Origin of the sequence: Nonomuraea sp. B12E4 (genome assembly GCF_039871825.1) — a bacterium.
GTDB lineage: Bacteria > Actinomycetota > Actinomycetes > Streptosporangiales > Streptosporangiaceae > Nonomuraea.
This window is the reverse complement of the sequence record NZ_JBDPME010000016.1, coordinates 161,393-184,149: the sequence shown is the minus strand read 5'-3', so window position 1 is coordinate 184,149 and position 22,757 is coordinate 161,393. Positions and strand designations below refer to the sequence as shown.

The window sequence follows — 22,757 nt, the reverse complement described above, 5'->3', positions numbered from 1 at the left end:
AAAGGGACCTATTACTAATTGAGCGCAATATGGGCGGAGAGATTCTTTGAACCCTTTCGCGGAGGGCGGGTTGCGCGGCGAGCTCGCCGATCTGATCGCCTCGTTCAGGGAGCGGCTGGCCATCACGGAGATCGACGCCGGCGGGATACGGTTCTACGAGGTGCGTGCCGACGAGATCGGCACGCCCTGTCACACGCGCCGGGCCGCGGCCAAGTGGTCCACCTTGACCGCCTCCGGTGAGGAGATATTCGACGCGGTGCACCGAATCGCCGGTGACCTGATCTCCGCCGACGAGGGCGACCCGGTGCTGGTGGTGCGCTCCGCCGACGGGCACGAGCAGGATGAGGCGCTGCGCGCGTTACTGCGGCGGCGCCCTTCGGCACAGGTCGTGGAGGTGTCCGGAGCCAAGGTCGGGGACCTGCTCCCCGCGCTGGTCGCCGGCGCTCCGCTGCGGCACGCGTACGACCTGATCGTCGCCCGCCAGCGCGCGGGCGACGGCGGGCTCGAACTGGTGGGACGGCGGCTCTTCGGCGCCGGCGCCAAGCCCGGCGAGGCCACGCACGTGACCATCACGTGCACCGACACGGGCGGACTGCTGCTCGCGGTCTCCGCCTGGTCGGGCCTGCTGCAACCGTCGGAGCTGGTCTCGGTCGACCACGCGCCGCTCCCGCCCGGCCGGCACGTGCTGCGGGCGGTGCTGGAACGGCCCGGCGTGGTCCGCTTCCCGGAGATCTCCGGTCTCCGGCCGAACACACGTCCGTGGGCGGAAGTGGTCGCCGAGCTCCCCGCCGCACTGCAGCCCGCGCCCCGGCCCGCCCACCTGGTGTGCGCCATAGAGACGGCGGGCACCGCGCAGGAATTCGAGGCCCGCTATCACTGGGCCGGCTACCTCATCGACCTGCTCGCCGAGCGCGGTCCCGACCCCCGGCAGCTCAGGGTGTCCGTCGTGGCGTACGGCACCCACGTGTTCGGCGGCAGGCACGCGGACCGGACCAGGCCGGCCCTGGTCGCCCAGGGCGTCTCCACCGGGCAGGCGCGGGCCGCCCTGGAGTCCCTGCAGCCCACCGCGCTCACCTACCCGAAGGCCGCCCAGCTCGAAGACGTGCTCGCCGTGGTGAGCACCCTGCTGCTCCAGCAACCGGGCGGCACGCGGACGGCCCTGCTCACCATCGGAGCGCGGCCGCCGCATCCCCCGCCAGGGTCCCAGTCCGGTCGCGTGCCCCCCTGCCCCTCGAAGTACGACTGGCTGGCACTGCTCAGGGAGATGGAGCGCCGCCACGACCTGAGGAGCGCGGCCATCTGCGACAGCCTGCCGGCCTCCGCCTCTCCCTGGCACCGGCTCGGCTCGGCCGCGCTGTTCCAGGTGGACGCGGTCAACGCGGACGAGCTCGCGCTCCGGCTCGGGATGGTGACGCCGTCCGCCGCGCTCTGCCTTCCCTTCGTCTCCCGGAATGAGGACATCGGTGGTTGACACGGACTCCGTCCCCGGCGATCCCGAGCGCGGCCGCGAGCCCGACATCGCGATGTGGGGGGCTTCGGGCAGCGGCAAGACCGCCTTCCTGGCGGCGCTGAGCGTCGCACTCAACAGGTCCGGCAGCCCGGGCTGGCGGCTCATCGGGGAGAACGCGGTGTCCAGGACGGAGCTGGCGAAGCTGCGCGACACGCTGCTGCAGGCACGTACGTTCCCCGCCCCGACCGAGGCGCTCACCCACTACAGTTGGGTGATCCTCGGCCCCGCGGCGGCGGCGCGCAGGCGGTGGTGGTGGCCGTGGACGGAGCGCGTGGAGAGGGCGCCGAAGTTCAATCTCGACTTCCTGGACCTGCGCGGGGACCTGTACGCCGAGTCCGAGGCGAACATCGACAAGCAGGCCCTGGTCGACAGCCTGGTCAAGAGCCGCGGGCTGATCTACGTGTTCGACCCGGACCGGGAGGCCCGGGTGGGCGACGCCTTCAAGCACCTGGACGCCGCGCTGCACGACGTAGCCGGGCGGATGCTCGTCGGCGACGAGTACGAGGACGGCAAGCTGCCCCACTACATCGCCGTCTGCATCACCAAGTACGACGACCCGAGAGTGTTGCGAATCGCGATGGAAGGGGGGTTCACGCAGCGCGATCCCCACGACGAGCTGCGCATCCCCCGGGTGCCCGAGGACCGGGTCCGCGACTTCTTCCGCCGGCTGTGCCGCGAGGCCCGCGACCACAACTCGGAGATGATCCTCGACCTGCTTGAGGCGTTCTTCCACGAGGACCGCATCAAGTTCTTCGTGACGTCGGCGGTGGGAGTGTTCATCGATGAGGATCTCGGCCGTTTCGACCCGGACGACCCGGTGAACGTCATCGACGACGCGAACGGCGGGCTGACGATCCGGGGGGCGGTCCGCCCGCTGAACGTCATGGAGCCCGTGATCTGGCTCGGTCGCATGCTCCGGCCCGGCGCGATGAGGAGCGGACGATGGCATGGCTGACGGCCCACTGGGCGATCCTCGGCAAGACGCCGAAGAGCCTGGACGACTACGGCGTGATCGCCTGCAGCACGGGCGCGATCACCAGCGCGGAGTTCGGCATGTGGCTCAAGGCGTTCACCTCGGGCACGATGGAGCCCAAGGCGCTGCCCCGGGTGTCGACCAGCCACTTCACCACCGGCCCCGATCACGAGCCGTGGCTGGGGCTGTCCGTGCAGACCTTGCCGGAGTCCCAGGACGGCTTCCATCGCCCGTACGCGATGACGTACTACGCCTGCGTACGCTGGGCGGACGTCGTCGCCGCGCCGACCAGGCTGTCGTACCGCGCCATGTACGAGGCGCTGATGGAGATGGACTTCTCCGGAGAGAAGCCCTTCCGGCTTCCCCTCTCGGCGTACGACGAGCGTCGTCTCGCCGAGGAGATCAACGGCACGGCCCGGCGGGCGGCGGCGCTCCTGCTCACCGGGCGGCCGGTCTGCGTGGTGCGGGCCGGCCGGCTGTCCCTGGATCGGCGGCTGGACTTCCTGGACGCGGTGGCGGCCCTGCTCCCGTACGGGTTCCGCCACTCGCTGGCGGTCTCCACCTGGACCAACAGTGCCTCCCGGCACCGCATCCGCCTCTCGTTCGCCGAGGTGGCGCCCACCCACGGGACATGGGAGCTGCCCTGGGAGGCCGGTGAGCCGGTGGGATCGTACCCGCAGGAGGCGCAGCTCTACGAGAAGGAGCTGGAGCGCCATCAGGGTGCGGACCTCGGCGAGCTGGTGAGGCGGCTCGCCACCGCGGCGGAACCGCGCGACTTCGAGGACGTGTCCGACCGCGCCGCGGCGGCCAGGCTGCTCCAGGGCCGCGCCGCCGGCCCCGTCGCGCTCCCGCCCAGGCTCTCGGTGGAGGACCTGCTGCGGCAGTGCGGCGAGAGCATCGCGAACGCCGAGGAGCGGCGGCTCGGTGCCCTCACCACGCAGCTCGCGCGGCGGGCCCGCGAGCGGGTTCCGGACGAGGACCGGAAGACCTACCGGGTGTTCGCCAGGGCCAACCCCGTCCGCCTGCCGGAAAGCCTGGCCGACTCGGCCGTCGTACAACGCTTCTTCGAGAGCCTGCTGCGCCTGCTGTACGGGACGCCGCTGCGCGCCGCCGACGTCGAGGAGATGCTGGTCGACCTGGGCGGCCCCCGCCCGTCGGAGCCCGACCTCCCGCCGGCGCTGCTCGCCGCGACCGACCGGCTCCTGCCGCACAGCACCCCCTCGGGCCGGCTGCTCATCGCGAACCTGCTGGGCCCCGACCGCCTGTACCCGGTTCTCGACACGATGTCGGACGACGAGTTGTGCGGCGTCGCCGTCCAGTCCCGCAACCGCAGGGTGCTGGACATCGTCATCGACGAGTTGGGCCGCCGCGCCGCGCCCACCGATCCACGGTCCATGGAGTCCGTCAGGCACACCCTGACGCGATACCGCTACCTGATCGAGGCGATCGGCTCCATCTGCGCCGCTGAGGAGAGTGTTCGCAACTACCAGCTCGTCCTCTGGCTGAGCCACCAGCGGCAGCTCACTCCGGCCGACATCGACGAGGTCCTCGCCAACGTCGACCGCCCTTCTGAGACCTTCCTGCTCGGGATGGCGGCCCTCAGCGCGCCGGGAACGGCCTCGACCCTGCTGTACGCGGTGGCCGGCAACGCGGTGCGCGGACTGGGCCTGGCCGGAACAGCCGTCGCCGACAGCGTCACGGCCGGTCTCGACCGGATGACCGCGCCCGCGAACGAAGGCAAGTACCGGCGGAGCCGGTGGCGCCGCCGACGGCCCGGCCCGCGCAGGCCGACGCGGCTTCCCGTCCTCGGCCTGGTCCTGCTCGGCACGGTGGTCCTCATCGTCATCGCGGGCCTCGTCCTGTGGCTGGTGTTGACATGATCCACAACACCCGCGTCCCGCAGGTGCGGGTGCCGCGTGACGGCGGCCCCGTACTGGTGGGCGGCAGGCCGATGGGCCTGCCGCCCGCGACCGGACTACCGCTCACCCAGGTGCATCACCTGGCGTGACGGCAGGTCGGCTCCCCGCACCGGGGCTCCGCAGTTCGAGGAAGTCCTGATCGCAGCTCAGCCGGTAACTGCCCGCCACCCGCAAGCGGTCCTGGAGGTAGGCGGCGACGTCGTCCAGGGCGGGCGGGTGCGGGAGCGGAACCAGGTTGAGCAGGAACTGCGCGATGATCACGGCGGTGTCCAGGTCGGGCGCGTCGATGGTGGCCGGCACCGTGCCGGTGGTCATGTCCCAGCCACGATCGGCGAACGCCTGTGCCAGCGGGTGCAGATCGAAGCGGTGACCGGTGAAGTGGCGCAGCAGTCGCATGCAGTCGGTCTCCGGGTTCTGCAGGATGACCACGACGCTGCCACCTTCGGCGGTCCAGGAGGCCAGCCGTTGGAGGTGGGCCGGCCAGGAGGGCTGGGGGATGTAGTAGAAGACGTGCGCGGACAGCACGAGGTCGGCGAGGTGGTCGGGCCGGGCCGTGGCGATGTCCTCGCTCAGGATGGTGGCGTCGGGGCAGGTACGCGCGAGCTTCCGCCGCAGGTGCTCGTTGGGCTCGATGGCGATGGTACGGGTGAACCGGCGGGCCAGCCAGGCGGTGGTCTGGCCGGTGCCCGCGCCCGCGTCGATGAGGGTCCGGCGGCGGGGCAGCCGCGCGACGATGTGGGCCAGTTTCTCGTGGGCGCGCTCCTTCTGGTCGGTGTGGGCCAAGAAGGCGGCGAAGGCGGTGTCGTAGTCCGCGCTCATCGGGTTCACGATTTTCACGGTCGACGGAGTGGCATCGCTGTCGGTCATCAAAGTCCCTGGCGAGCTGGAGCGGCTGGATGAAGTTGCCCGGATTGATGACAATTCTACCGGTTTGGGGCATTTGGCCAGGCTGTGCGGCGCAGCGGGGTCCGTCTTGTGTGTAGTACTGCACGCTCGACGCCTTGTGTGTCGTTGTGCGCAGAGCGGGGTGGTGGTCCGCATCTACCGTTCTCGTTGTCCGGAACACGAGCAACGGCTCGACCGGAAACGAAGGTAAATCCGGCGTTCCGAGAGCGCCGACCCAACGGAGGAATCTGATGCGTACTCTTGCCAAGCTGCTCGTCGGCACCGTTCTCGCCGGTGCCGTGGCCACGGGGATCGCCGCCGCCCCGGCCGCCTCGGCCGCGACGGCCACCACGGACTCGGCCGCCCAGACCTCCTCGAACGCCTGGAAGCGTTTCGACCGCGGTGACGGCCGCTTCGAGTACCGGTGGGGCAGGAGCGGCGGCCGTTACTGGCTGGACTTCCGGATGTGGGACCGTGACCGCCACGACCGTGACTACAGCTTCTTCGACGTCTACTACAAGCGTGACGGCCGCTGGTACCACTACAAGCGGTTCAACTCCAAGAGCTTCTACGGCAACCGGATCGTCTTCGGCAGGGACGTGGACGACTTCCGCATCCGCGGCGGCTACGGCCACGGCGGCAGCTACGGCTGGGGCGGCTACAACTACCGCTGACTCCCGGTCCCCGAGCAGGCGAGCGCCACCAGTTCGGCGGATCGGCGGCGGTCCGGCTGAGAGGGAGCTGAGACGCATTACGGAAGCGACCACGACCGGGGCGATGCTCTCGCGTATGGATCAAGAACCGGAGATCGCCGCGCGGTGGAGTGCCGTACGCAAGTTCGCGGGATACGGGGCCGCGGCCACGATGTCGCTCTACCTGGTGGTCAAGGTGACCTGGGTGGCCGGCTTGCTCCTCGGGCAGGGCGACCCCCGGATCAGGGCCGACACGACCGACTGGATCCTGCTCAACGCGCTCACGGTGGCGATGGCGGCGGTGGGGATCGTGCTGGGCCTGGCGCTCGCCCAGCGCTGGGGCCGCCGGGTCCCGGGCCCGCCGCTGGTCTTCTTCGGCTGGCTGGGCGCGGGCTTCCTGGTCCCGATGCTGCCCTACCTGGCGGTCAGCACCGTGATCGGCGGAGGCGGGGACGAGGGCGGGAGCACGATGCCCGCCTGGGAGGCGATCTTCATGTCGATCGGGTTCGCCGGGATGGCGGCCGGGACGGCCGTCGGCCTGCCGATCTACATGCGCGAACGCTGGCCGTCCGCCTTCCTCGACCAGCCCAGGACCGGCCGGCCGGGACGGCTGCTCGCCGCGTACGTGGCGGCCTGCGCGCTGGGAGCACTGTGGCTCTTCTGGACCGCCGGAGGGACGCTCGGCCTGGCTTCCGGCGGTCTGGATCTCAACGCCCGGCTGCTCAACGCCACGTCGGCGATCTGGGCGTTCGTCGCGGTGTGGGGGACACGGCGAATCGTGGCGGGCAGGGGGCCGTCGTGGGTCTTCCTGTCGCTGGCGTTCGTCGGCACGGGGTCGCTGTTCGCATGGAGTGCCTGGAAGCTGCCGATGGCGATACTGCGGCCAGGTGACTACGTGCCGCTCGAGCAGCCGGCCGTGGCGGTGATCCAGCATCTCCTGGCCATCACGGCGGGCGCCGTCATGCTCGCCGCCCTGCTCCCGGGCAAGGACGTGAAAGCCGCGCCGTGACGGGCGCCCAGGCCCCCGAGTCCGTGCGGGTCACCGGCCCGGGACCGCCGCAGGCCGGTGCTCCCCCCGGTTGAGATGGACCAGGTCAGGGCCGCCTAGTTACAGCGGCGACGTTTGGGGAAGGCCGCAGCAAGAGGACTGCTCGGTCAAAGCTGTCCGGGAAGGTCTCTGGCAATGGGCATGGGCGATCAGTGCATGGGGGGAAGCCTTCCTGTCCCGGTGCCCAGCCCTGTCGGGCAGGACCTCGGCGAGGGCCATCATTGTTGATCATCGCGGTTTCCCTGGGCGCGGCGTGCCTGCTCGGTCTCGGCTTCGTCGCCCAGCAGCACGCCGCTTATCGCGAGCCCCTAGAGGAAATGCTGCACGTGCGCCTGCTGCTCAACCTCATGCGCATGCCGACGTGGCTCGCCGGGTTCGGGCTGATGATCTGTGGCCAGATCCTCGGCGCCATCGCGCTCCGGGAGGCGGACGTGGCGGAGGTGGAGCCGCTGCTCGCGATGAACCTGGTGTTCGCCCTCACCGCGGCCCACGTCATCTACCAGGAACCGTTCGGCCGCGTCCTGCAACTGGGCGCGGTGCTGGTGAGCGGCGGGGTGGCGTTGTTCCTGTTCGCCGGGCGACCGCACGGCGGGCACCTTCCCGATCCGCTTTCCATGCGGTGGCTCGCGGCGCTCCCGGTGGTCCTGGCCGCGACGGCGCTGGTCTCCCTCGGGCTTCGGCGATCGCTGAAGGTCAAGGCGATGTCGCTGGCCGCCGCGGCCGGGGTGCTGTACGGGCTGCAGGACGTGCTGACCCGCGGTTTCCTGCTCACCCTGGACAGCGGGTTGAGTGTGCTCGACGACTGGCAGCCGTACATCCTGCCGTGCGTCGCCGTGGTGGGGCTGCTCCTCAACCAGAGCGCGTTCGACGCCGCCCCGCTCCAGATCTCGCTGCCGGCGACCACGGCCGTCGAGCCGATCATCGGGATCGTGCTCGGAGCCGTGATCTTCTCCGAGCGGCTGCGGGTCACTCCGGAGGCTCTGGCGGGTGAGGTGGCCGGGTTGGTCGCGATGGTGACGGGCATCATCATCCTCGGCCGGTCCCCGTTCCTGGCCAAACCGGCACAGCGGCGGCGCGGGGAGCGGCGGTGATCTCGGTCGTCCCGGTCGCGTGGGATCGCGGCCGATTCCGTGGCTACTCCTCGCCTGTCCGGGTAGCTGTCCAACGCCAAGGACTCCCCCGCGGACCTTTCAAAGGGGACGAGATGACAGACACGGAGCGTCCACCGGATTCGCCTTCCGTCATTGAGGCGTGGATCGGCCAGCTTCTCCTGCTGGCCGGCGTGCGACCGCACACGAACGTGTCGCTTCCGTGCCCACGGCAGACGCGGAAGGGGCCGCCGCCGCGTTCGCGGTCCGACCAGCCTTGAAGCCGTCGCGACGGCGGCCGCTGACCGGCAGAACGACGTGAACCCTCTGCGGCACCCCGTGATACGTGCCGTGTTCGATCGGGCCGCACGCAGAACGACGGCCGTGGTGGGCGGATCCGCCCGGCAACTCCCGGCGCCCCGAGCACGGCATCGACCTGTGGCGGTTCCGGGACGGCCGGATCAGCCTCAAGGACGCCTATCGCAAGGTCCGCGACTGAAGGCGGCCGGCGTACGGCCATAGAGTCTGGTCATATGGGGATCGAGGGGGTCGTTCTGGCGGGCCATCGTGGTACGTCGACGCACGGGGCGGGACGGGCGGCGCGAGAAGGGGGATGATCAGCTCCCCTGCGTGAGAGTATGTGGAGCCGGTCATATCGACGTACCTCGATTCCTCGGTCAGTATCATCTGGACCATGACGGAGATCGAGGTGTCGATGGATTCCGAGCTGGTCGACGCGTTGCGGGCGCTGGCCAACCCGACACGGTTGCAGCTCTTGTCGTGGTTGCGCGAGCCCGAGCGCCATTTCTCCCTGGAGGGGGCCATCGCCGACCCGGTCGAGGTGGGGGTGTGCGTGAGCCACATCAAGGCGAAGGTGGGGCTCGCGCAGTCGACGGTGTCGGCGTACATGGCCGAGTTGCAGCGGGCGGGGCTGGTGCGGGCCACGCGCGTGGGCAAGTGGACCCACTACAAGCGTGACGAGCAGCGCATCGCCCGGCTCGTCGCCACCCTGGGCCGAACTCTGTAGCCGAACCGCGCGACCTCCCGGGTGGGAGCCTGTCAAACATATCGACAATCTACGATATGGTGATGCGAATGTCATAGGTGATGAAGGAGACGTTTCGATGAGCGGCATTGATGGCATGGACCTCGGCACGTACGGGATCTATACCTTTGACTTCGAGCACCAACCGGCGGCGCGGCTGCGTGAGTCGGCCCAGGAGCTGGAGGAGCTGGGGTGGCGGGCGTTGTGGATTCCCGAGTTGCTCGGGCGGGAGGCGCTCACGCACGCGGGCTTTCTGCTGGCCTGCACCGAGCGGATGAGCGTCGTCAACGGCATCGCGCGGATCTGGTCGCGCGAGAGCCGGTGGACCTACGGCGCCGCCCTCCTGCTCGCCGACGCCTACCCTGACCGGCACGTGCTCGGCCTGGGGTTCGGCGGGAAGCAGCGTTCCGCGGCCAAGCCGCTGGCGGCCATGGCCGGATATCTCGACGAGCTGGACGCGATCGAGACGGTCAATCCCCTGCCCAAGGCGCCGATGCGCCGGATCCTGGCCGCCTACGGTCCCAAGATGCTCCAACTGGCTCGTGACCGCGCCGCCGGTGCGCAGACCTATCACGTCAACGTCGCTCACACCGCGCAGGCGCGGGAGGTTCTCGGGCCGGACGCGTTCCTGGGGGTCGAGCACCCGGTGCTGTTCGAGTCCGACCCGGTCAGGGCCCGGGCGATGGCGCGCGAGCACCTGCGCCCCTATCTCGGCGCCCCGTACAACGTCGCGAAGTTCCGCCGCCTGGGCTACTCGGAGGAGGAGATCGCGGGCGGCGGCAGCGACCGGCTGGTCGACGACTTCGTGTTCTGGGGCGATCTCGACGCCATCGCGCGGAAACTGCACGCCCACGTCGATGCCGGGGCCGACCACGTCGCCGTGCAGGTGGTCGGGATCGAGCCGGGTGAGTCCGCCATGCCCCACTGGCGCCGCCTCGCCGACGCGCTCCTGCCCAGCTCGTGAGCCACTGGCCGGCGGGGATCCCCGGGCATTCCTGATCACCGCGCGGGTGCGCAACCGGTCCACCGACGAGACCGACGTCGATCGCTCCGTCGCGGCGATAGTCCACCATGCGGGAAAGGGCGACCGATGACGCCGCGCCTGGCCGGGGCGGCGTCAATGCGGTCAGTCCACCGGGATGCCCAGGTCAGTGCACCGGGATGCCGAGCTCGCGGCCGAAGTAGAAGCCCTCCCGCTCCTCCTCGACGTAGGGGGCCATGGCCGTCCGGCGGCGCGTCTCGGCCTCCGAGCCGCGGAAGGAGTCACACGCTTCCCTCGTGTCCCAGAAGGACACTCCGGTGATCTCCAGCCCGTCCTCGGACCAGTACGCGTACGCCTGGCGCAGTCCCTCCGGGTACGGATCCGGGCGCCACGCCCGTTCGAACTTCTCCAGCACGCCCGGCTTGATGCGACGCGTCGTCACCCAGACGAAGTGATCCCTCATCCCAGCCTCCTCTGCGACGCCGGTTCGGCCCGATGGCGCTGTCTACCTCCCACGATAGGTCCATGGTGTGGATCAACGGTTTCCGGGGGCCGGGGTGGCGGCCGTCACTGGCGGTATTCGACGAGGATCGGCTCCTCACCCAGCGTGATGGCCTCCCCTGGCTGGACGTTCCGCCGGGTGCCGTCGAGGTGGCGCACCGCGTCCGTCCCGGGCCTGGCGGTGATCTCGGCGGTCCCGTTGATCGTCCACATCACGAACGCCGGGTGCGTCCCGCGGTCGCCCGCGAACAGGATGAGCTCGCACTGCCAGACGTTCTCCGGAAGCCCGACGGCCCTGCCCTGGCCGCACGATCGGCTGGCGGCGCCGTGGAGCCAGCGCTGCAACTCCTCGACGGCCAGCGCGGCGGACGTCGGCAGGCCCTCCTCGCCCTGCAGCACAACGGGGATCTTGGTGCTGCCCCAGTTGTAGAAGTACATGCGTTCGAGATTGAGGTCGCGGGCGTAGAGGCCGACGAGGTAGAAGCGCGCGGCGTAGTTACGCGCGGTCGTGGCGTCGAGCCGGCCGTCGAGCCGGATCGTGTAGGTGGTGCCGGTGTTCCAGACGCGCGGGTGCACCCCGGCCTCGTGCAGCAGGCGGTCAATGGAGGCGACCAGCTCCAGCATGGTCTCCGGCGGGTCGGAGGCGGAGCGCTGATAGAGCTTGACGCTGGCGACGTCACAGTACGCGTAGCCGCCGAGCCGGGCGAAGGCGTGCATCGCGTCCCGGCCCTCACGCGTCCACAGCCGGCCCATGCCGGGGCACACGATGGTCGCCCGCGGGTCCGTCGCCCGGATGATCCCGCTGGCCCGGCGGCTCAGCTCCACCAGGCTGAGCACGTCTCCCGAGTAGAACCGGTGGTCGTTGCCGAGGGCCCACAGCTCGTACGCCTCGATCCGCCCTTGGTAGCGCTTGACCACGGCTTTGACGAAGGCGTCCCAGTCGGCCAGGTCGTCGGGGGGCGCGGCCCGGGCGCCGTCCGGATAGGGCGCCGCGGGGCCGGTGGGGCTGGCCCAGCCCGGTGTGCCGCCGAAGGCCAGGAGCACCGGCAGGCCCGCCTCGCGCGCGCCCCGTACGTGGCGGTCGAGCGTCGACCAGTCGAACTCGCCGCGCCGCGGCTGGAGCTGGGACCATCGGGTCGCGCTGTCCCACAGGCGGACCGCGCCCATCCGGAAGTCCGGCATGGCGCCCGTGGCGCTGTTGATGGTCACCCCGAACAGGGTGTCCGGCACAGGGGCCGGCGGCCGGACCCAACTGGGGCCGGTGACCCGCTGCATCCCGCCGCCGAGCTGCTCCGAGGTCCGCGCCGCGCTGGCCGTCACCACCAGGAAACACACGACGACCAGGCCCGCGCTCGCGAAGAAGAGCCTCTGCCAGCGTCGCGCGGCCAGCACCCGGTCCAACGTCCCGCCGGCCCGGTGCGCGGCACTCGGCATCGCGGCTTCCAGGGCCACCGGCTCCTCACCGCGCGGGTCAGGGGCGGGGGCAGGGTCCGCAGGGGCGGCTCGCGCCGGTATCTCGGTCGCGCGCACCCAGAGGCGGTGCAGGCGGATCAGATCGGCTCGGCTCGCCTTGCACGCCAGGGCGATCTGCTCGACCATCCCGAAGCTCGGCGGGATGGACTCGCCCGAGCAGTAGCGGTGAACCGTTGATTTGCTCGCGTTGACCTTCCGGCCGATCCATTCGTAGCTGTGCCCGCTGCGCTCCTTCAGGTCGCGTAAGAGCTGCGCCAAGTCCTCAGAGTGTGACGTTCCGGCCACCGGCTTCCCCAAGCTCGAACCAGGCACGTGCCTGCATGCTACCCCGCGCGAGTGAACACGTTCAAAAATATTTCGCCGGCCACCCCCGCGCGCTTTCGCGCTCCGGTACGTCGGCGGCGGGACCGGCCGGCGGGTCGAGGAGCGGGATGCGCAGGACGAATCGGGCGCCCCTGGGCGAGTCCTCCAGGGTGAGGGTGCCGCGGTGCCCGGCGGCGATGTCGCGGGTGATGGCCAGGCCCAGGCCGCTGCCGCCGGAGTCGAGGCGGCGGCCGTCGTCGAGGCGGGTGAAGCGCTCGAAGACGCGCTGGCGGTCGCCGGGCGCGATGCCGGGGCCGTCGTCGGTGACGGCGATGACGGCCTGGCCTCCGGTGGCGGTGAGGGTGATGTCCACGCCGGTGGCGGCGTGCCGGCGGGCGTTGCCGACGAGGTTGGCCAGGGCCCGGATGAGCTGGATACGCGAGCCGCGGACCCACACGTCGCCGTCCGTGTGCAGCCGGACCGGGGTGGGCCGGCCGACCGACTTGACCTGCCCGCCCAACCGGTCGGAGTCACCCAGGTACGTCCCGCGCAGGCTCGTACGCTCCTTGAGTCCGGCGTCGGCGGCGAAGCTGGTCGCACTCTTCGTCCTGGTCACGGCCCTGGCACGCCGGTTGCCGTTGACCTGGGCGGCCTCCTGGGTGAGGAGCTGGGTGAGGTTGATGGCCTCGTGGGCGGCGGGGTCGCTCCCGGCGCGGAGCCGGGCCTGGGCGAGCAGGTCGTTGATGATCGCGTCCATCCGGTCGGTCGTGCTCAGCGCGGTTCGCAGGGTGTGCCGGGCGTCGGTGTCCTCGGGGTGGTCGAGAGCGTCCTCCAGCTGGGCCCGCAGCCCGGCGAGCGGGTTGCGCAGCTCGTGGGAGGTGGTGGCGGCGAAGCGGCGCTGCTGGGCGAGGGCCTCCTCCAGCCGGGCGAGGGTGTGGTTGGCGGTACGGACGAGATCGGCGGCCTCTTCGTCACCGGGCGGCACGGGCATGCGGCGGCTCAGGTCGTTGACGGTGATCTGGGCCATGTGGGAACGGATGGCGGCCACCGGGCGCAGGGCGCGGCCGATGGCGACCCACGTGATGACCCCGGCACCGGCGGCCAGGGCGAGGACCAGCGCGGCCAGCAGGTATTCGAGGTAGTGCTCGTGGAGCAGGGACGGGACGGCCTGCCCGGCCAGCACGACCGGGGCGGACGGCGCCGGATCGGTGCGGACGGCGACGACCATCCGCCCGTCACCGTGCATGAGTCTGACGGGGCCGTCGGGGGCGGGGCGGACGTGGGTGAGCGCGGGCCGGCCACGGGCGGCGGTGCTGGCGGCCAGGACGGTGCCCTGGTCGCCGACGATCTGGACCAGGTCGATGTCGCCGGAGGCGGGCAGCGGGTCGGGCAGCGCCCGGGCCGGGACGGCACGGGCGGCGGCACTCCACTGGCCGGCCACCTGCTCGGCCTGGGCGTAGGCGTATTCGGACAGGGTGTGGCGGATGCCCAGCGACGCGGCGGCGCCGAGTGCCGCCAGGACGGCCAGGGCCAGCAACGACGCGGCCAGGGTGGAACGCCCGCGGAGGGATCGAGGGTAGCGGATCGCAGTCACGGTTTTCCTCTCGCCGAGGGAGCGTGGCGCGGCCGTTGCGGGGCGCGCGCCGGATGTGGCGGCGCCTGATCGCGAAGGCGGATGTCAGGTGAGCGCCGAAGACGTGGGTACGGGTCGAGCTGTCAGGTGGGCCGCGGGGCTCAGCACGCCGCCCGGCTCAGCACGAGGTGGGGCTCAGCACGAGGTGGCGGCGAGGCTGGCCAGGAGCGCGAGCGCGTGCTCGGACGGGCTGCCGGGCTCGGCCTGGAAGACGACGACCTGATGGCTGGGAAAGCGCTCCACGTCGAACACGTCGCAGATCAGGGTGAGCCGGCCGACCTCGCGGTGGCGTATGCGCTTGATCTTGTGGGCGTCGCCCTCCAGGGCGTGGCCCGCCCCCCGGCGGCAGGGGTCGCTCCGCTGGTGGAGCCCGCCGACCAGCGCGGCCAGGACGGGGTCGTCGGGCACGGCCCGCACGGCACGCGGGGCTTCCCCGGCGCCGCAACCGTGATCACGCTCCAGCGCGAAGCCCGCCACCGCCGGGTCCGGATCCGGGACCGGCAGGCCCGGCGCGGCCGGGTCCCGGGGCATCGGGCCGAACAGGTGGTCGAGGTGTTCCAGGCCGTCCAGCAGTGCGGTGCCCAGGTGGTTGGCGGCCAGCACGTTCATCCGTCGGTCGCAGACCAGGGCGGGCGTGTCGGTCCAGCCGTCGATCAGCCATCGCAGGCAGGCGGGGACCCCCGCGTTCGGCTCCGGCGGAGGATGCAGCAGCGGGCGGGCCAGCGCCCACATCCGCTCCGCCGCGTCGGGACTCAGCTCCAGCACCCGTACGAGGGAGCCGAGGATCCGTTCCGACGGGCGGCGCTCTGTCCCGTTCTCCAGCCGGGTGTAGGAGGCGGTGCTGATCCCGGCCAGCATGGCGACCGCCTCCCTGCCGGGCTCGCTGGAGTAGCGGGCGGGTGCGAGGGTCTCACGCCAGGTCCGGAGGAAGTCGCCAAGGAGCTTGCTGCTGTCCATTTCGTCACCGTACGACGGATTTTCCCGGGCAAGGTGACCGCGCGACTCCTACGCACCCCACTACCTGGCGAGGCCGGAGCACCGGAATTCGTCCGGTATCCTGGCGGGCGCACGTGATCGGAATCAGGGAGATCCAGACATGGTGGGTGACGACGACATCTCCGGGTGATACCCGGACGTGATCGGCCTTCGGCGGGCGTGTGAGCACGCAGCCGCTGTGGCCGTTTCGTCGTTCCCCGAATCCATGTCCCCATGCCGGGCGGCCGCGGCGTGCCCGGTGTCGCATATGAGGTCTCTGACATGTCCGACGCATTCGTCATCTGCTCCAACCTGTCGTTCGCCTGGCCCGACGACACCCCGGTCTTCGAGGATCTGTCCTGCACCGTGGGCGCGGGCCGTACCGGTCTGATCGCGCCGAACGGCGCCGGCAAGAGCACGCTGCTCAAACTGATGGCCGGGCGGCTGCGGCCCACCGGCGGCTCCGTGTCCGTCCAGGGCGTGCTCGGCTACCTGCCGCAGAGCCTGCCCTTCGACGGGGACCTGAGTGTGGCCGAGGTGCTGGGCATCGCCCCGGTGATCCGCGCGCTGGACGCCATCGAGGCGGGCGACACCAGCGAGGAGCACTTCACCACGATCGGCAACGACTGGGACATCGAGGAGCGCACGCGCGCCCAGCTCGACCGCCTCGACCTGGCCGAGCTCGCCTTCACCCGGCGGCTGTCCACGCTCAGCGGCGGTCAGGTGGTCACCCTCGGCCTGGCCGCCCAGTTGCTCAAGCAGCCCGACGTGCTGCTGCTGGACGAGCCGACCAACAACCTGGACCTGGCGGCGCGGCGCCGGCTGACCGCCGTGCTCGACGACTGGACCGGTTGCCTGCTGCTGGTCAGCCACGACCGTACGCTGCTGGACCGGATGGACCGTATCGCCGAGCTCGACCGCGGTGAGGTCCGCTTCTACGGCGGGAACTTCACCTCCTACCAGGCGGCGGTACGGGCCGAGCAGGAGGCCGCCGAGAGGACCGTGCGCCACGCCGAGCAGGAGGTCAAGCGGGAGAAACGGGAGATGCAGCAGGCCCGCGAGCGGGCCGCGCGCCGGGCGAGCACCGCCGCCCGCAACCTGAGCAGCGCCGGCCTGCCCAAGATCGTCGCGGGCGGAATGCAGCGACGCGCCCAGGAGTCGGCGGGCAAGGCCCAGGAGACGCACGCCGCCCGGGTCGGCCAGGCTCAGGCCCGGCTGCGGGAGGCCGGCCGGGCGCTGCGCGAGGAGCAGCAGATCGTGCTGGAGCTGCCCGGCACGCACGTCCCCGCGGGCCGCACCCTCTTCACCGGCGAGGGCCTGCAGGCCCGGTACGGCGAGCGCGACCTGTTCGCCGGACCCGGGGTCGACCTGGTGATCCGCGGGCCCGAGCGAATCGCCCTGACCGGCTCGAACGGCGCTGGCAAGTCCACGCTGCTGCGCCTGATCGAGGGCACGCTGGCCCCGTCGGCGGGGCGGGTCAGGCGTGCCGAGGGCCGGGTGGCCTATCTGTCGCAGCGGCTGGACCTGCTGGACCTCGACCGCGGCGTGGCCGACAACCTGGCCGCGTTCGCCCCCGGCATGCTTCCGGCCGAGCGGATGAACCTGCTGGCCCGGTTCCTGTTCCGCGGCTCCGGCGCGCACCTGCCGGTCGGCGCGCTGTCCGGCGGCGAGCGGTTGCGCGCCACGCTGGCCTGCGTCCTGTGCGCCGAACCCGCCCCGCAGTTGCTGCTGCTGGACGAGCCCACCAACAACCTCGACCTGGCCGGCGTCGCCTGGCTGGAGAGCGCGCTGGCCGCCTACGAGGGGGCGTTCGTAGTGGTGAGCCATGACGAGCGGTTCCTGGCGGAGATCGACCTGAACCGGCGGCTGGCCCTGGCCGACGGGCTGCTCCGGGAAACCGGCGCCCCGACGGCCGAGGACACCTGAACCGGCCGCCAGGATGGCGAAGGGACTCTTCACCCGGCGTCGCGGATGGCGAGGGACACGTGAAGCGGCCTTCCGGGATGGCGAGGGACACGTGAAGCGGCCTTCCGGGATGGCGAGGGCTAGTGCCGCCGGCGGAGGAGGTGAGCCGGACTCAAGAAGTCACGGAGTCGAAAGTTGTGGTTCAGGTGCCGATCATCTGGGCGGCGCCATTAGGTCATGAAATATCGTGACACTCCGCCCCATGCGTACCAGCACCCCGCTGCGGTGGCCCAGCAGGCGGAGAACAAGACGGCCGCCGGCCGTGCGGCGCGGCACCGTACGCACCGCCGGGTTCCGGGCCTGGAACGGCAAGGAGGACCGGCTGCGCGCCAAGGGCCGGCCCCGAGGGGCGTGCTGTTCATCGATGCCCACGACAGCCCGACGCGCTCCCCGCTGCTGGTGGTCGGCAACGAGGTGAGCGGCACCACCGCCGTGTACGAGATCAGGTCCTGAACACCCGCGTGATCCCGCCCTGCCCGTCAGGGCGGGATCACCCCCGTTGAAAGGAGTCGCACGGCCCCCGACTTTGAGGGCTTTCGACTTGCCCAACTCAGAGCAGTGGCAGAATGTGACCATGCGGCCACCCCGAGCGAGATACTTCAACACCACCGGCCCGTGTGGCCCTCAGCACCACTACATGCTGCCCCCAACGCAGCGGCTCCCGCAGGCGCGCGAGCTCATCGAGATGGACCGCTACTTCGTGCTGCACGCGCCCCGGCAGACCGGTAAGACGACCGCGCTGCGCACCCTGGCGTCCGAGCTCACCGCCGAGGGCGACGTCGCCGCTCTGATGTTCTCCTGCGAGCGCGCGAAGTCGGCCGGCGACGACGTCGGGTGGGCGGAGTCGCTGCTGCTGGATTCCCTCCGCGAAGCCGCCGCGCGGACGGGATGGCCAGAGGAGTTGCTGCCGCCGGATCCCTGGCCTCAGGTCACGCCGGGCAGCCGGTTCGGTTCGGCGCTGAGCGAGTGGTGCCGCCGCTGCCCGCGCCGGGTGGTGCTGTTCCTCGACGAGATCGACGCCCTGCAGGGCAACAGCATGGTCAGCATCCTCAGCCAGCTCCGCGACGGCCACAACGCGCGGCATGAGGGCCGTCCGTTCCCCGCGTCCGTCGTGCTGTGCGGGTTGCGCGACCTGCGTGACTACAAGGTCGCCTCGGGTGGCGAACCCGGCCAGGCGAATCCGGCCAGCCCGTTCAACATCGTCGCCGAGTCGCTGCGCCTGGGCGACTTCACCGCCGACGAGATCGCCGAGCTGTACGACCAGCACACGCAGGCGACCGGCCAGGAGTTCACCAAGGATGCGGTGGACCGGGTCTTCGAGCTGACACAGGGACAACCATGGCTGGTCAACGCCCTCGCCTTTGAGATCATCCTCCAGATGGGGACGACCAGTGCCATCACCGACGGGCAGGTGGAAGATGCCAAGGAGCGGTTGATCCGGAAGCGCGCCACCCATCTGGACGCCCTGGTGGCCCGGCTGCGCGAACCCCGGGTGGAACGAGTGATCGAACCGATCATGGCGGGAATGTGGCCGGACACGGATAATTCCTTCGACGACGACATTTCCTATGCCCATGATCTGGGCCTCATCCGGGGGACCAGAGACCTGGAGATCGCCAACCCGATCTATCGAGAGGTCCTGCTACGGGTCCTGGGCCAGCGCACGGAGCGATTCGTGAAGGCCGACCCGCACAGCTTCGTACTGCCGGACGGCCGTTTCGACCTGCCCCGCCTGCTGGAGGAGTTCGTCGTGTTCTGGCGCGAGCACGGCGAGGTGCTCATCCGGCAGGAGGGCTACCACGAGGCCGCCTGCCAGATCATCCTCATGGCCTTCCTGCATCGGCTGGTCAACGGCGGAGGCCAGCTCGATCGCGAATATGCCGCGGGCACCAAGCGCCTTGACGTGCTGGTCCGCTGGCCCTACACCGGCCCGGATGGCGATCGGCTGGTGCAGCGGGAGGCCATGGAGCTGAAGGTCTGGCGAGCGGGCGAGAACGACCCGCTGCCCGATGGACTCTCACAGCTCGACCGGTACCTGGACCGGCTCACCCTCTCCACCGGCGTACTGGCGATCTTCGACCGGCGCCCCGAAGCCCCGTCCTGGAAGGAACGAGGCGCTTTCGGGCAGGCGACCACACCGTCCGGCCGCCAGGTCACCGTTCTGCGCGTTTGACGGGTGCCCGCCGGCTGCACGCCGAGCCATCGCGCTGCTCCGGGAAAAACGTTCCCGTTGCGGGTCTTCATGAACGACGTCTTCAGCAAGTTCGGCTCGTACCCGGTGAAGATCTTCGGCGGGGTGGTCGAGTGGCTGCTCACCTTCGTGCCGCCGGTCGCCTTCGTGGCGTACGTGCCGGTGAGCGTCATCCTGGGCAGGCTGGACAGCCCCTGGGCGCCGGCCGCGCCGGTGCTGCGGGTGGCGCTGATCGTGCCGGCGTACCGCGTGTGGCGGCGCCGGCTCGACCGCTACCAGAGCGTCAGGCACTAGGGCCGCACAATTAACTTCGTCAAGATTTGAATTCCATCGGGGGGAAGATCGCGAACGCGTGGCCGGAGGAGCACGTCGGTCGGCTGCGCCACTACCAGACGCTGCCGAACGTGATCGGCTACGTGGCCAGGACCGACCGCTACGACGAGTCGCGCATCATCGGCACGCCCACCGAGACCAACCTGTACGCGCCGGCCAGGGCCACGCAGGACCCCGGGTGAGCGTGGAGACGATCTACCGAGAGTTCGCGACCAGGACCTACGGGAAGCGGGCGGCGAAGCAGGTCGCCTCGGCGCTGTCGAAGTCGGTGCTCAAGGAGAAGGACGCCGAGCGCGTCGCCCGGCAGATGCGGGCCTACCCGACGCCGGCGGCGAGTGGCGAGTGGGACTGGGTCCGGGACGCGGCCGAGGCCGACCTCTACCACGACCGCATCTCGCGGGGCTGGGACCGCTACGGCGGCATCGCGGTCCCCCGCCCCTGACCCTCGAAGCCGCCCGGGCCGGGACGCCGGCCCGGGCACGTCGTTGAAACTTTCACGGTCGCGTGGTCATCACCGCAGATCACGGGATCGTGCCGGCCGTGATGATTGAGGTCTGGTGACCGCGATGCCTACGGTGCAGGCGTCCGCCCACGGTGATCCGGTCAAGGAGTCCGCCATGCGCGCCCGTGTCATCCCGGCCCTGATCCTGGCTCTGCTCGCACTGGTGATCAACGTCCCCGAGGCACGCGCCCAGGTGGTGGGCGGCTTCGACTTCGCCAGGGCGGAGGTGTCCGTCACGGGCCTCCAGGTGCCCTGGGCCCTGGCGTTCCTGCCGGACGGCAGCGCGCTGGCCTCGGAACGGAACACCGGCCGGATCATGCGGGTGCGCCCGGGCCAAGCGCCCACCCAGGCGGCCATGATCAACGGGGTGAGTGCCTCGGGCGAGAGCGGCCTGCTCGGCATCGCGGTGTCGCCCTCCTACGCCCAGGACGGCTGGGTGTACGCCTACTTCACCAGCACCAGCGGCGACAACCGCCTGGTCAGGCTCCAGCTCAGCGCCCCCCAGACGCAGACGGTGATCTTCTCCGGCGTCCCGAGCGCCACCATCCACGACGGCGGCCGCATCGCCTTCGGCCCGGACGGCATGCTGTACGTGGCCACCGGCGACGCGAGCACCACCGCCAACGCCCAGAACCTCAACAGCCCCGCGGGCAAGATCCTGCGCATGACGCCCACCGGCGGCATCCCCTCCGGCAACCCGTTCACGAACTCGCGCGTCTGGAGCTACGGCCACCGCAACGTGCAGGGCCTGGCCTGGGACGGCCAGGGCAGGATGTACGCCACCGAGTTCGGCCAGAACACCTGGGACGAGATCAACCAGATCGTCGCGGGCGGCAACTACGGCTGGCCCACGTGCGAGGGCAACTGCGGCAACAGCTCCTTCCGCAACCCGATCGTCACCTGGACCACCGCCGAGGCGTCACCGAGCGGCCTGGCCTACGCCAACAACACGCTCTTCGCCGCGGGACTGCGCGGCCAGCGGCTCTGGACGGTGCCGCTGACCGGCAACGGCACGCCGGGCACGCCGCTGGCCGAGCTCCAGTCCGCCTACGGCCGGCTGCGCGGGGTGGCGGTCGGGCCGGACGGCTGGCTCTGGGTGACCACCAGCAACCGGGACGGCCGCGGCTCTCCGGTGGCCCAGGACGACCGCGTCATCCGCGTCCCGCCGGCCACGAGCGGCACCGACACCACCGCGCCCACCGCGCCAGGCAACCTGTCCGCCTCGGGGACCACGGCGGCCGGCACCACGCTGTCGTGGAGCGCCTCGACCGACGACGTCGGGGTGAGCGGCTACAACGTCCTGCGCGCGCCGGGCTCGTCGGGCGGCACCTTCACGCAGGTGGGCACCTCGGCGACCACCTCGTTCACGAACACCGGGCTGTCCCCGAGCACCACCTACCGCTACCAGGTCCGCGCCCGCGACGCGGCGGGCAACCTGTCCCCCGTGTCCAACACGGTCATGGTCACCACCTCGCCCGGCGGCGGCACCGGCGGGTGCACGGTGACCGCGACCACCCAGTCCCAGTGGCAGACCGGCTACGTGGTCCAGCCCGTCACGGTCACCAACACCGGCACCTCCACGACCACGGGCTGGACGGTGACGTTCTCGCTGCCCAGCGGGCACACCACCACGGGCTACTGGAACGCCGTGATCACCCCCGGCCCGCAGATCGTCACGGTCAGGAACACCCCCAACAACGGCACGCTCGCCCCCGGCCAGAGCACCTCCTTCGGCTTCCAGGTGAGCCGCCCCAGCGGCAGCTCCGGGATGCCCTCCGGCTACCAGTGCTCAAGCTCCTGATCCGGCCCGCGCTCACGCCCGTCGCCACTCAGCCGCGGCGGCGGGCACGTGGAGCCTCTCGGCCCCTTCCGGCCGCCCGCCGCGGGGCCGGCTCGCCCTGACTACTCGGGCCAGGCAGAGCCCCGGATGGTCTCCACGAAGTCCCCGCGCCGGAACCCCGGCACGAAGTGCTCCAGCACGTCGGCCTTGACGTTGCCGAACGTCGTCTCCGGCCGCGGGGCGATGCCCTCGGTGAAGGCCCGCAGGATGCGTTCCTTGAAGTCGGGACGCGGGTGCAGGGCGACCACCTCGGCGCGCTCCTGGTCGCTGAGGTCGTCGTATCCGATCCCGAGCACGTCGTACTCCACCCCGGCTGTGACGAGCGCCACCTCGGGCTCCATGAACTGCGGGATCCCGGGCGTCGTGTGCAGGGCGATGGCCGTCCACACCCGCCGCACGCTGTCCTCGGGCACGCCCCTGCTCTGCAGGAACCGGCGGGCCTCGTCGGCGCTGTCCACCTCGAAGCGCCGGCCGCTGCCGCGGAACCTCTCGTCCAGCCCCAGATCGTGGAACATGGCCCCGACGTAGACCAGCTCCGGGTCGAAGCTCAGGCCGCGGTTGCGCCCCTGAAGGCTGCCGAACCAGTAGACCCGGCGCGAATGGTTGTAGATCAGCTCGGACGTGGTGTCCCTGACCAGCTCGGTGGCCTCCGCGGCGATCCTGGTGTCCGGTACGGCGACGCCCGCGACGGACTTTTCCTGCACTGACATGTGAGGTTCCTCCAACCCATGATGGTTCCAGCCTGCCCGTCCGCCGGTTGGAGGGGCCATGTCCCACGGGCCATGAATCCCACAAATCTGGACATAGTTAACCTGGAACGTGTCAGTGAAAGCACGTTCCGTCATCGTGTACGCCTACGACGGCGTCCGGCTGCTCGACGCCGTGGCCGCCGACCCTGC

23 protein-coding genes are annotated in these 22,757 nt (G+C 70.9%); 17 read left to right on the top strand and 6 right to left on the bottom strand.

Features of this window, described 5'->3' with window-relative positions; genetic code table 11:
• Positions 1 to 46 precede the first annotated feature (46 nt).
• From ABGB18_RS31210 to ABGB18_RS31195, 4 genes are read left to right on the top strand one after another with little or no spacing between them, the layout of a single operon-like run.
• Positions 47 to 1,471 (top strand): hypothetical protein, encoded by a 1,425-nt coding sequence (locus ABGB18_RS31210; RefSeq protein WP_347699201.1) that lies wholly within the window; start codon positions 47 to 49, stop codon positions 1,469 to 1,471.
• A complete protein-coding gene (locus ABGB18_RS31205; protein WP_347699200.1) occupies positions 1,464 to 2,465 on the top strand; it encodes a hypothetical protein in 1,002 nt (333 codons plus the stop codon). Before ABGB18_RS31210 ends, ABGB18_RS31205 begins: the two co-directional genes overlap by 8 nt.
• Complete coding sequence (locus ABGB18_RS31200) at positions 2,453 to 4,363, top strand: hypothetical protein (protein ID WP_347699199.1); 1,911 nt, start codon at positions 2,453 to 2,455, stop codon at positions 4,361 to 4,363. The genes ABGB18_RS31205 and ABGB18_RS31200 overlap by 13 nt, the downstream gene beginning before the upstream one ends.
• Complete coding sequence (locus tag ABGB18_RS31195; RefSeq protein ID WP_347699198.1) at positions 4,360 to 4,491, top strand: hypothetical protein; 132 nt, start codon at positions 4,360 to 4,362, stop codon at positions 4,489 to 4,491. The genes ABGB18_RS31200 and ABGB18_RS31195 overlap by 4 nt, the downstream gene beginning before the upstream one ends.
• On the opposite strand, the gene ABGB18_RS31190 is transcribed toward ABGB18_RS31195, so the two are convergent.
• A complete protein-coding gene (locus ABGB18_RS31190) occupies positions 4,466 to 5,269 on the bottom strand; it encodes a class I SAM-dependent methyltransferase (protein WP_347699197.1) in 804 nt (267 codons plus the stop codon). The genes ABGB18_RS31195 and ABGB18_RS31190 overlap by 26 nt on opposite strands.
• A 269-nt stretch (positions 5,270 to 5,538) precedes the next feature.
• Between ABGB18_RS31190 and ABGB18_RS31185 the strand changes: the two genes are divergently transcribed.
• From ABGB18_RS31185 to ABGB18_RS31160, 6 genes are all read left to right on the top strand, one after another.
• Entirely contained in the window at positions 5,539 to 5,961 is a 423-nt protein-coding gene (locus ABGB18_RS31185) for a hypothetical protein (RefSeq protein WP_347699196.1), read from the top strand.
• A gap of 115 nt (positions 5,962 to 6,076) precedes the next feature.
• Positions 6,077 to 6,988, top strand: coding sequence for a hypothetical protein (locus ABGB18_RS31180; RefSeq protein WP_347699195.1), 912 nt, complete (start codon positions 6,077 to 6,079; stop codon positions 6,986 to 6,988).
• 263 nt (positions 6,989 to 7,251) lie between these two features.
• Complete coding sequence (locus ABGB18_RS31175; protein ID WP_347699194.1) at positions 7,252 to 8,118, top strand: DMT family transporter; 867 nt, start codon at positions 7,252 to 7,254, stop codon at positions 8,116 to 8,118.
• A gap of 343 nt (positions 8,119 to 8,461) precedes the next feature.
• Complete coding sequence (locus tag ABGB18_RS31170; protein WP_347699193.1) at positions 8,462 to 8,614, top strand: hypothetical protein; 153 nt, start codon at positions 8,462 to 8,464, stop codon at positions 8,612 to 8,614.
• A 195-nt stretch (positions 8,615 to 8,809) separates the two neighbouring features.
• Positions 8,810 to 9,142 (top strand): metalloregulator ArsR/SmtB family transcription factor, encoded by a 333-nt coding sequence (locus ABGB18_RS31165; RefSeq protein ID WP_347699192.1) that lies wholly within the window; start codon positions 8,810 to 8,812, stop codon positions 9,140 to 9,142.
• Between the two features lie 97 nt (positions 9,143 to 9,239).
• Complete coding sequence (locus ABGB18_RS31160) at positions 9,240 to 10,124, top strand: TIGR03620 family F420-dependent LLM class oxidoreductase (protein ID WP_347699191.1); 885 nt, start codon at positions 9,240 to 9,242, stop codon at positions 10,122 to 10,124.
• A 184-nt stretch (positions 10,125 to 10,308) separates the two neighbouring features.
• Here ABGB18_RS31160 and ABGB18_RS31155 read toward each other — a convergent pair whose 3' ends face one another.
• From ABGB18_RS31155 to ABGB18_RS31140, 4 genes are all read right to left on the bottom strand, one after another.
• Positions 10,309 to 10,605, bottom strand: a complete 297-nt coding sequence (locus ABGB18_RS31155; RefSeq protein ID WP_347699190.1) for a hypothetical protein — start codon at positions 10,603 to 10,605, stop codon at positions 10,309 to 10,311.
• A 104-nt stretch (positions 10,606 to 10,709) separates the two neighbouring features.
• On the bottom strand, positions 10,710 to 12,374 hold the full coding sequence (locus ABGB18_RS31150) for a helix-turn-helix domain-containing protein (protein WP_347699189.1): 1,665 nt from the start codon (positions 12,372 to 12,374) through the stop codon (positions 10,710 to 10,712).
• An 88-nt stretch (positions 12,375 to 12,462) separates the two neighbouring features.
• Positions 12,463 to 14,013, bottom strand: coding sequence for a HAMP domain-containing sensor histidine kinase (locus tag ABGB18_RS31145; RefSeq protein ID WP_347699188.1), 1,551 nt, complete (start codon positions 14,011 to 14,013; stop codon positions 12,463 to 12,465).
• A gap of 174 nt (positions 14,014 to 14,187) precedes the next feature.
• Complete coding sequence (locus ABGB18_RS31140) at positions 14,188 to 15,009, bottom strand: helix-turn-helix transcriptional regulator (protein ID WP_347699187.1); 822 nt, start codon at positions 15,007 to 15,009, stop codon at positions 14,188 to 14,190.
• 300 nt (positions 15,010 to 15,309) lie between these two features.
• On the opposite strand from ABGB18_RS31140, the gene ABGB18_RS31135 reads away from it, so the two are divergent.
• From ABGB18_RS31135 to ABGB18_RS31105, 7 genes are all read left to right on the top strand, one after another.
• Entirely contained in the window at positions 15,310 to 16,953 is a 1,644-nt protein-coding gene (locus ABGB18_RS31135) for an ABC-F family ATP-binding cassette domain-containing protein (protein WP_347699186.1), read from the top strand.
• Positions 16,954 to 17,169: 216 nt separating this feature from the next.
• A complete protein-coding gene (locus ABGB18_RS31130; protein WP_347699185.1) occupies positions 17,170 to 17,445 on the top strand; it encodes a hypothetical protein in 276 nt (91 codons plus the stop codon).
• Positions 17,446 to 17,566: 121 nt separating this feature from the next.
• A complete protein-coding gene (locus ABGB18_RS31125; RefSeq protein WP_347699184.1) occupies positions 17,567 to 19,165 on the top strand; it encodes an AAA family ATPase in 1,599 nt (532 codons plus the stop codon).
• A gap of 69 nt (positions 19,166 to 19,234) precedes the next feature.
• Positions 19,235 to 19,477, top strand: a complete 243-nt coding sequence (locus ABGB18_RS31120) for an ABC-2 family transporter protein (RefSeq protein ID WP_347699183.1) — start codon at positions 19,235 to 19,237, stop codon at positions 19,475 to 19,477.
• A gap of 26 nt (positions 19,478 to 19,503) precedes the next feature.
• Positions 19,504 to 19,698, top strand: a complete 195-nt coding sequence (locus tag ABGB18_RS31115) for a hypothetical protein (protein WP_347699182.1) — start codon at positions 19,504 to 19,506, stop codon at positions 19,696 to 19,698.
• Positions 19,695 to 19,958 carry a hypothetical protein gene (locus ABGB18_RS31110; RefSeq protein ID WP_347699181.1) on the top strand — a complete coding sequence of 88 codons (264 nt, stop codon included), beginning with the start codon at positions 19,695 to 19,697 and terminating at the stop codon, positions 19,956 to 19,958. The genes ABGB18_RS31115 and ABGB18_RS31110 overlap by 4 nt, the downstream gene beginning before the upstream one ends.
• 175 nt (positions 19,959 to 20,133) lie before the next feature.
• On the top strand, positions 20,134 to 21,819 hold the full coding sequence (locus ABGB18_RS31105; protein WP_347699180.1) for a PQQ-dependent sugar dehydrogenase: 1,686 nt from the start codon (positions 20,134 to 20,136) through the stop codon (positions 21,817 to 21,819).
• A 101-nt stretch (positions 21,820 to 21,920) separates the two neighbouring features.
• Here the strand turns inward: ABGB18_RS31105 and ABGB18_RS31100 are convergent, their stop codons facing one another.
• Positions 21,921 to 22,568 (bottom strand): HD domain-containing protein, encoded by a 648-nt coding sequence (locus ABGB18_RS31100; protein ID WP_347699179.1) that lies wholly within the window; start codon positions 22,566 to 22,568, stop codon positions 21,921 to 21,923.
• Between the last annotated feature and the right edge of the window lie 189 nt (positions 22,569 to 22,757).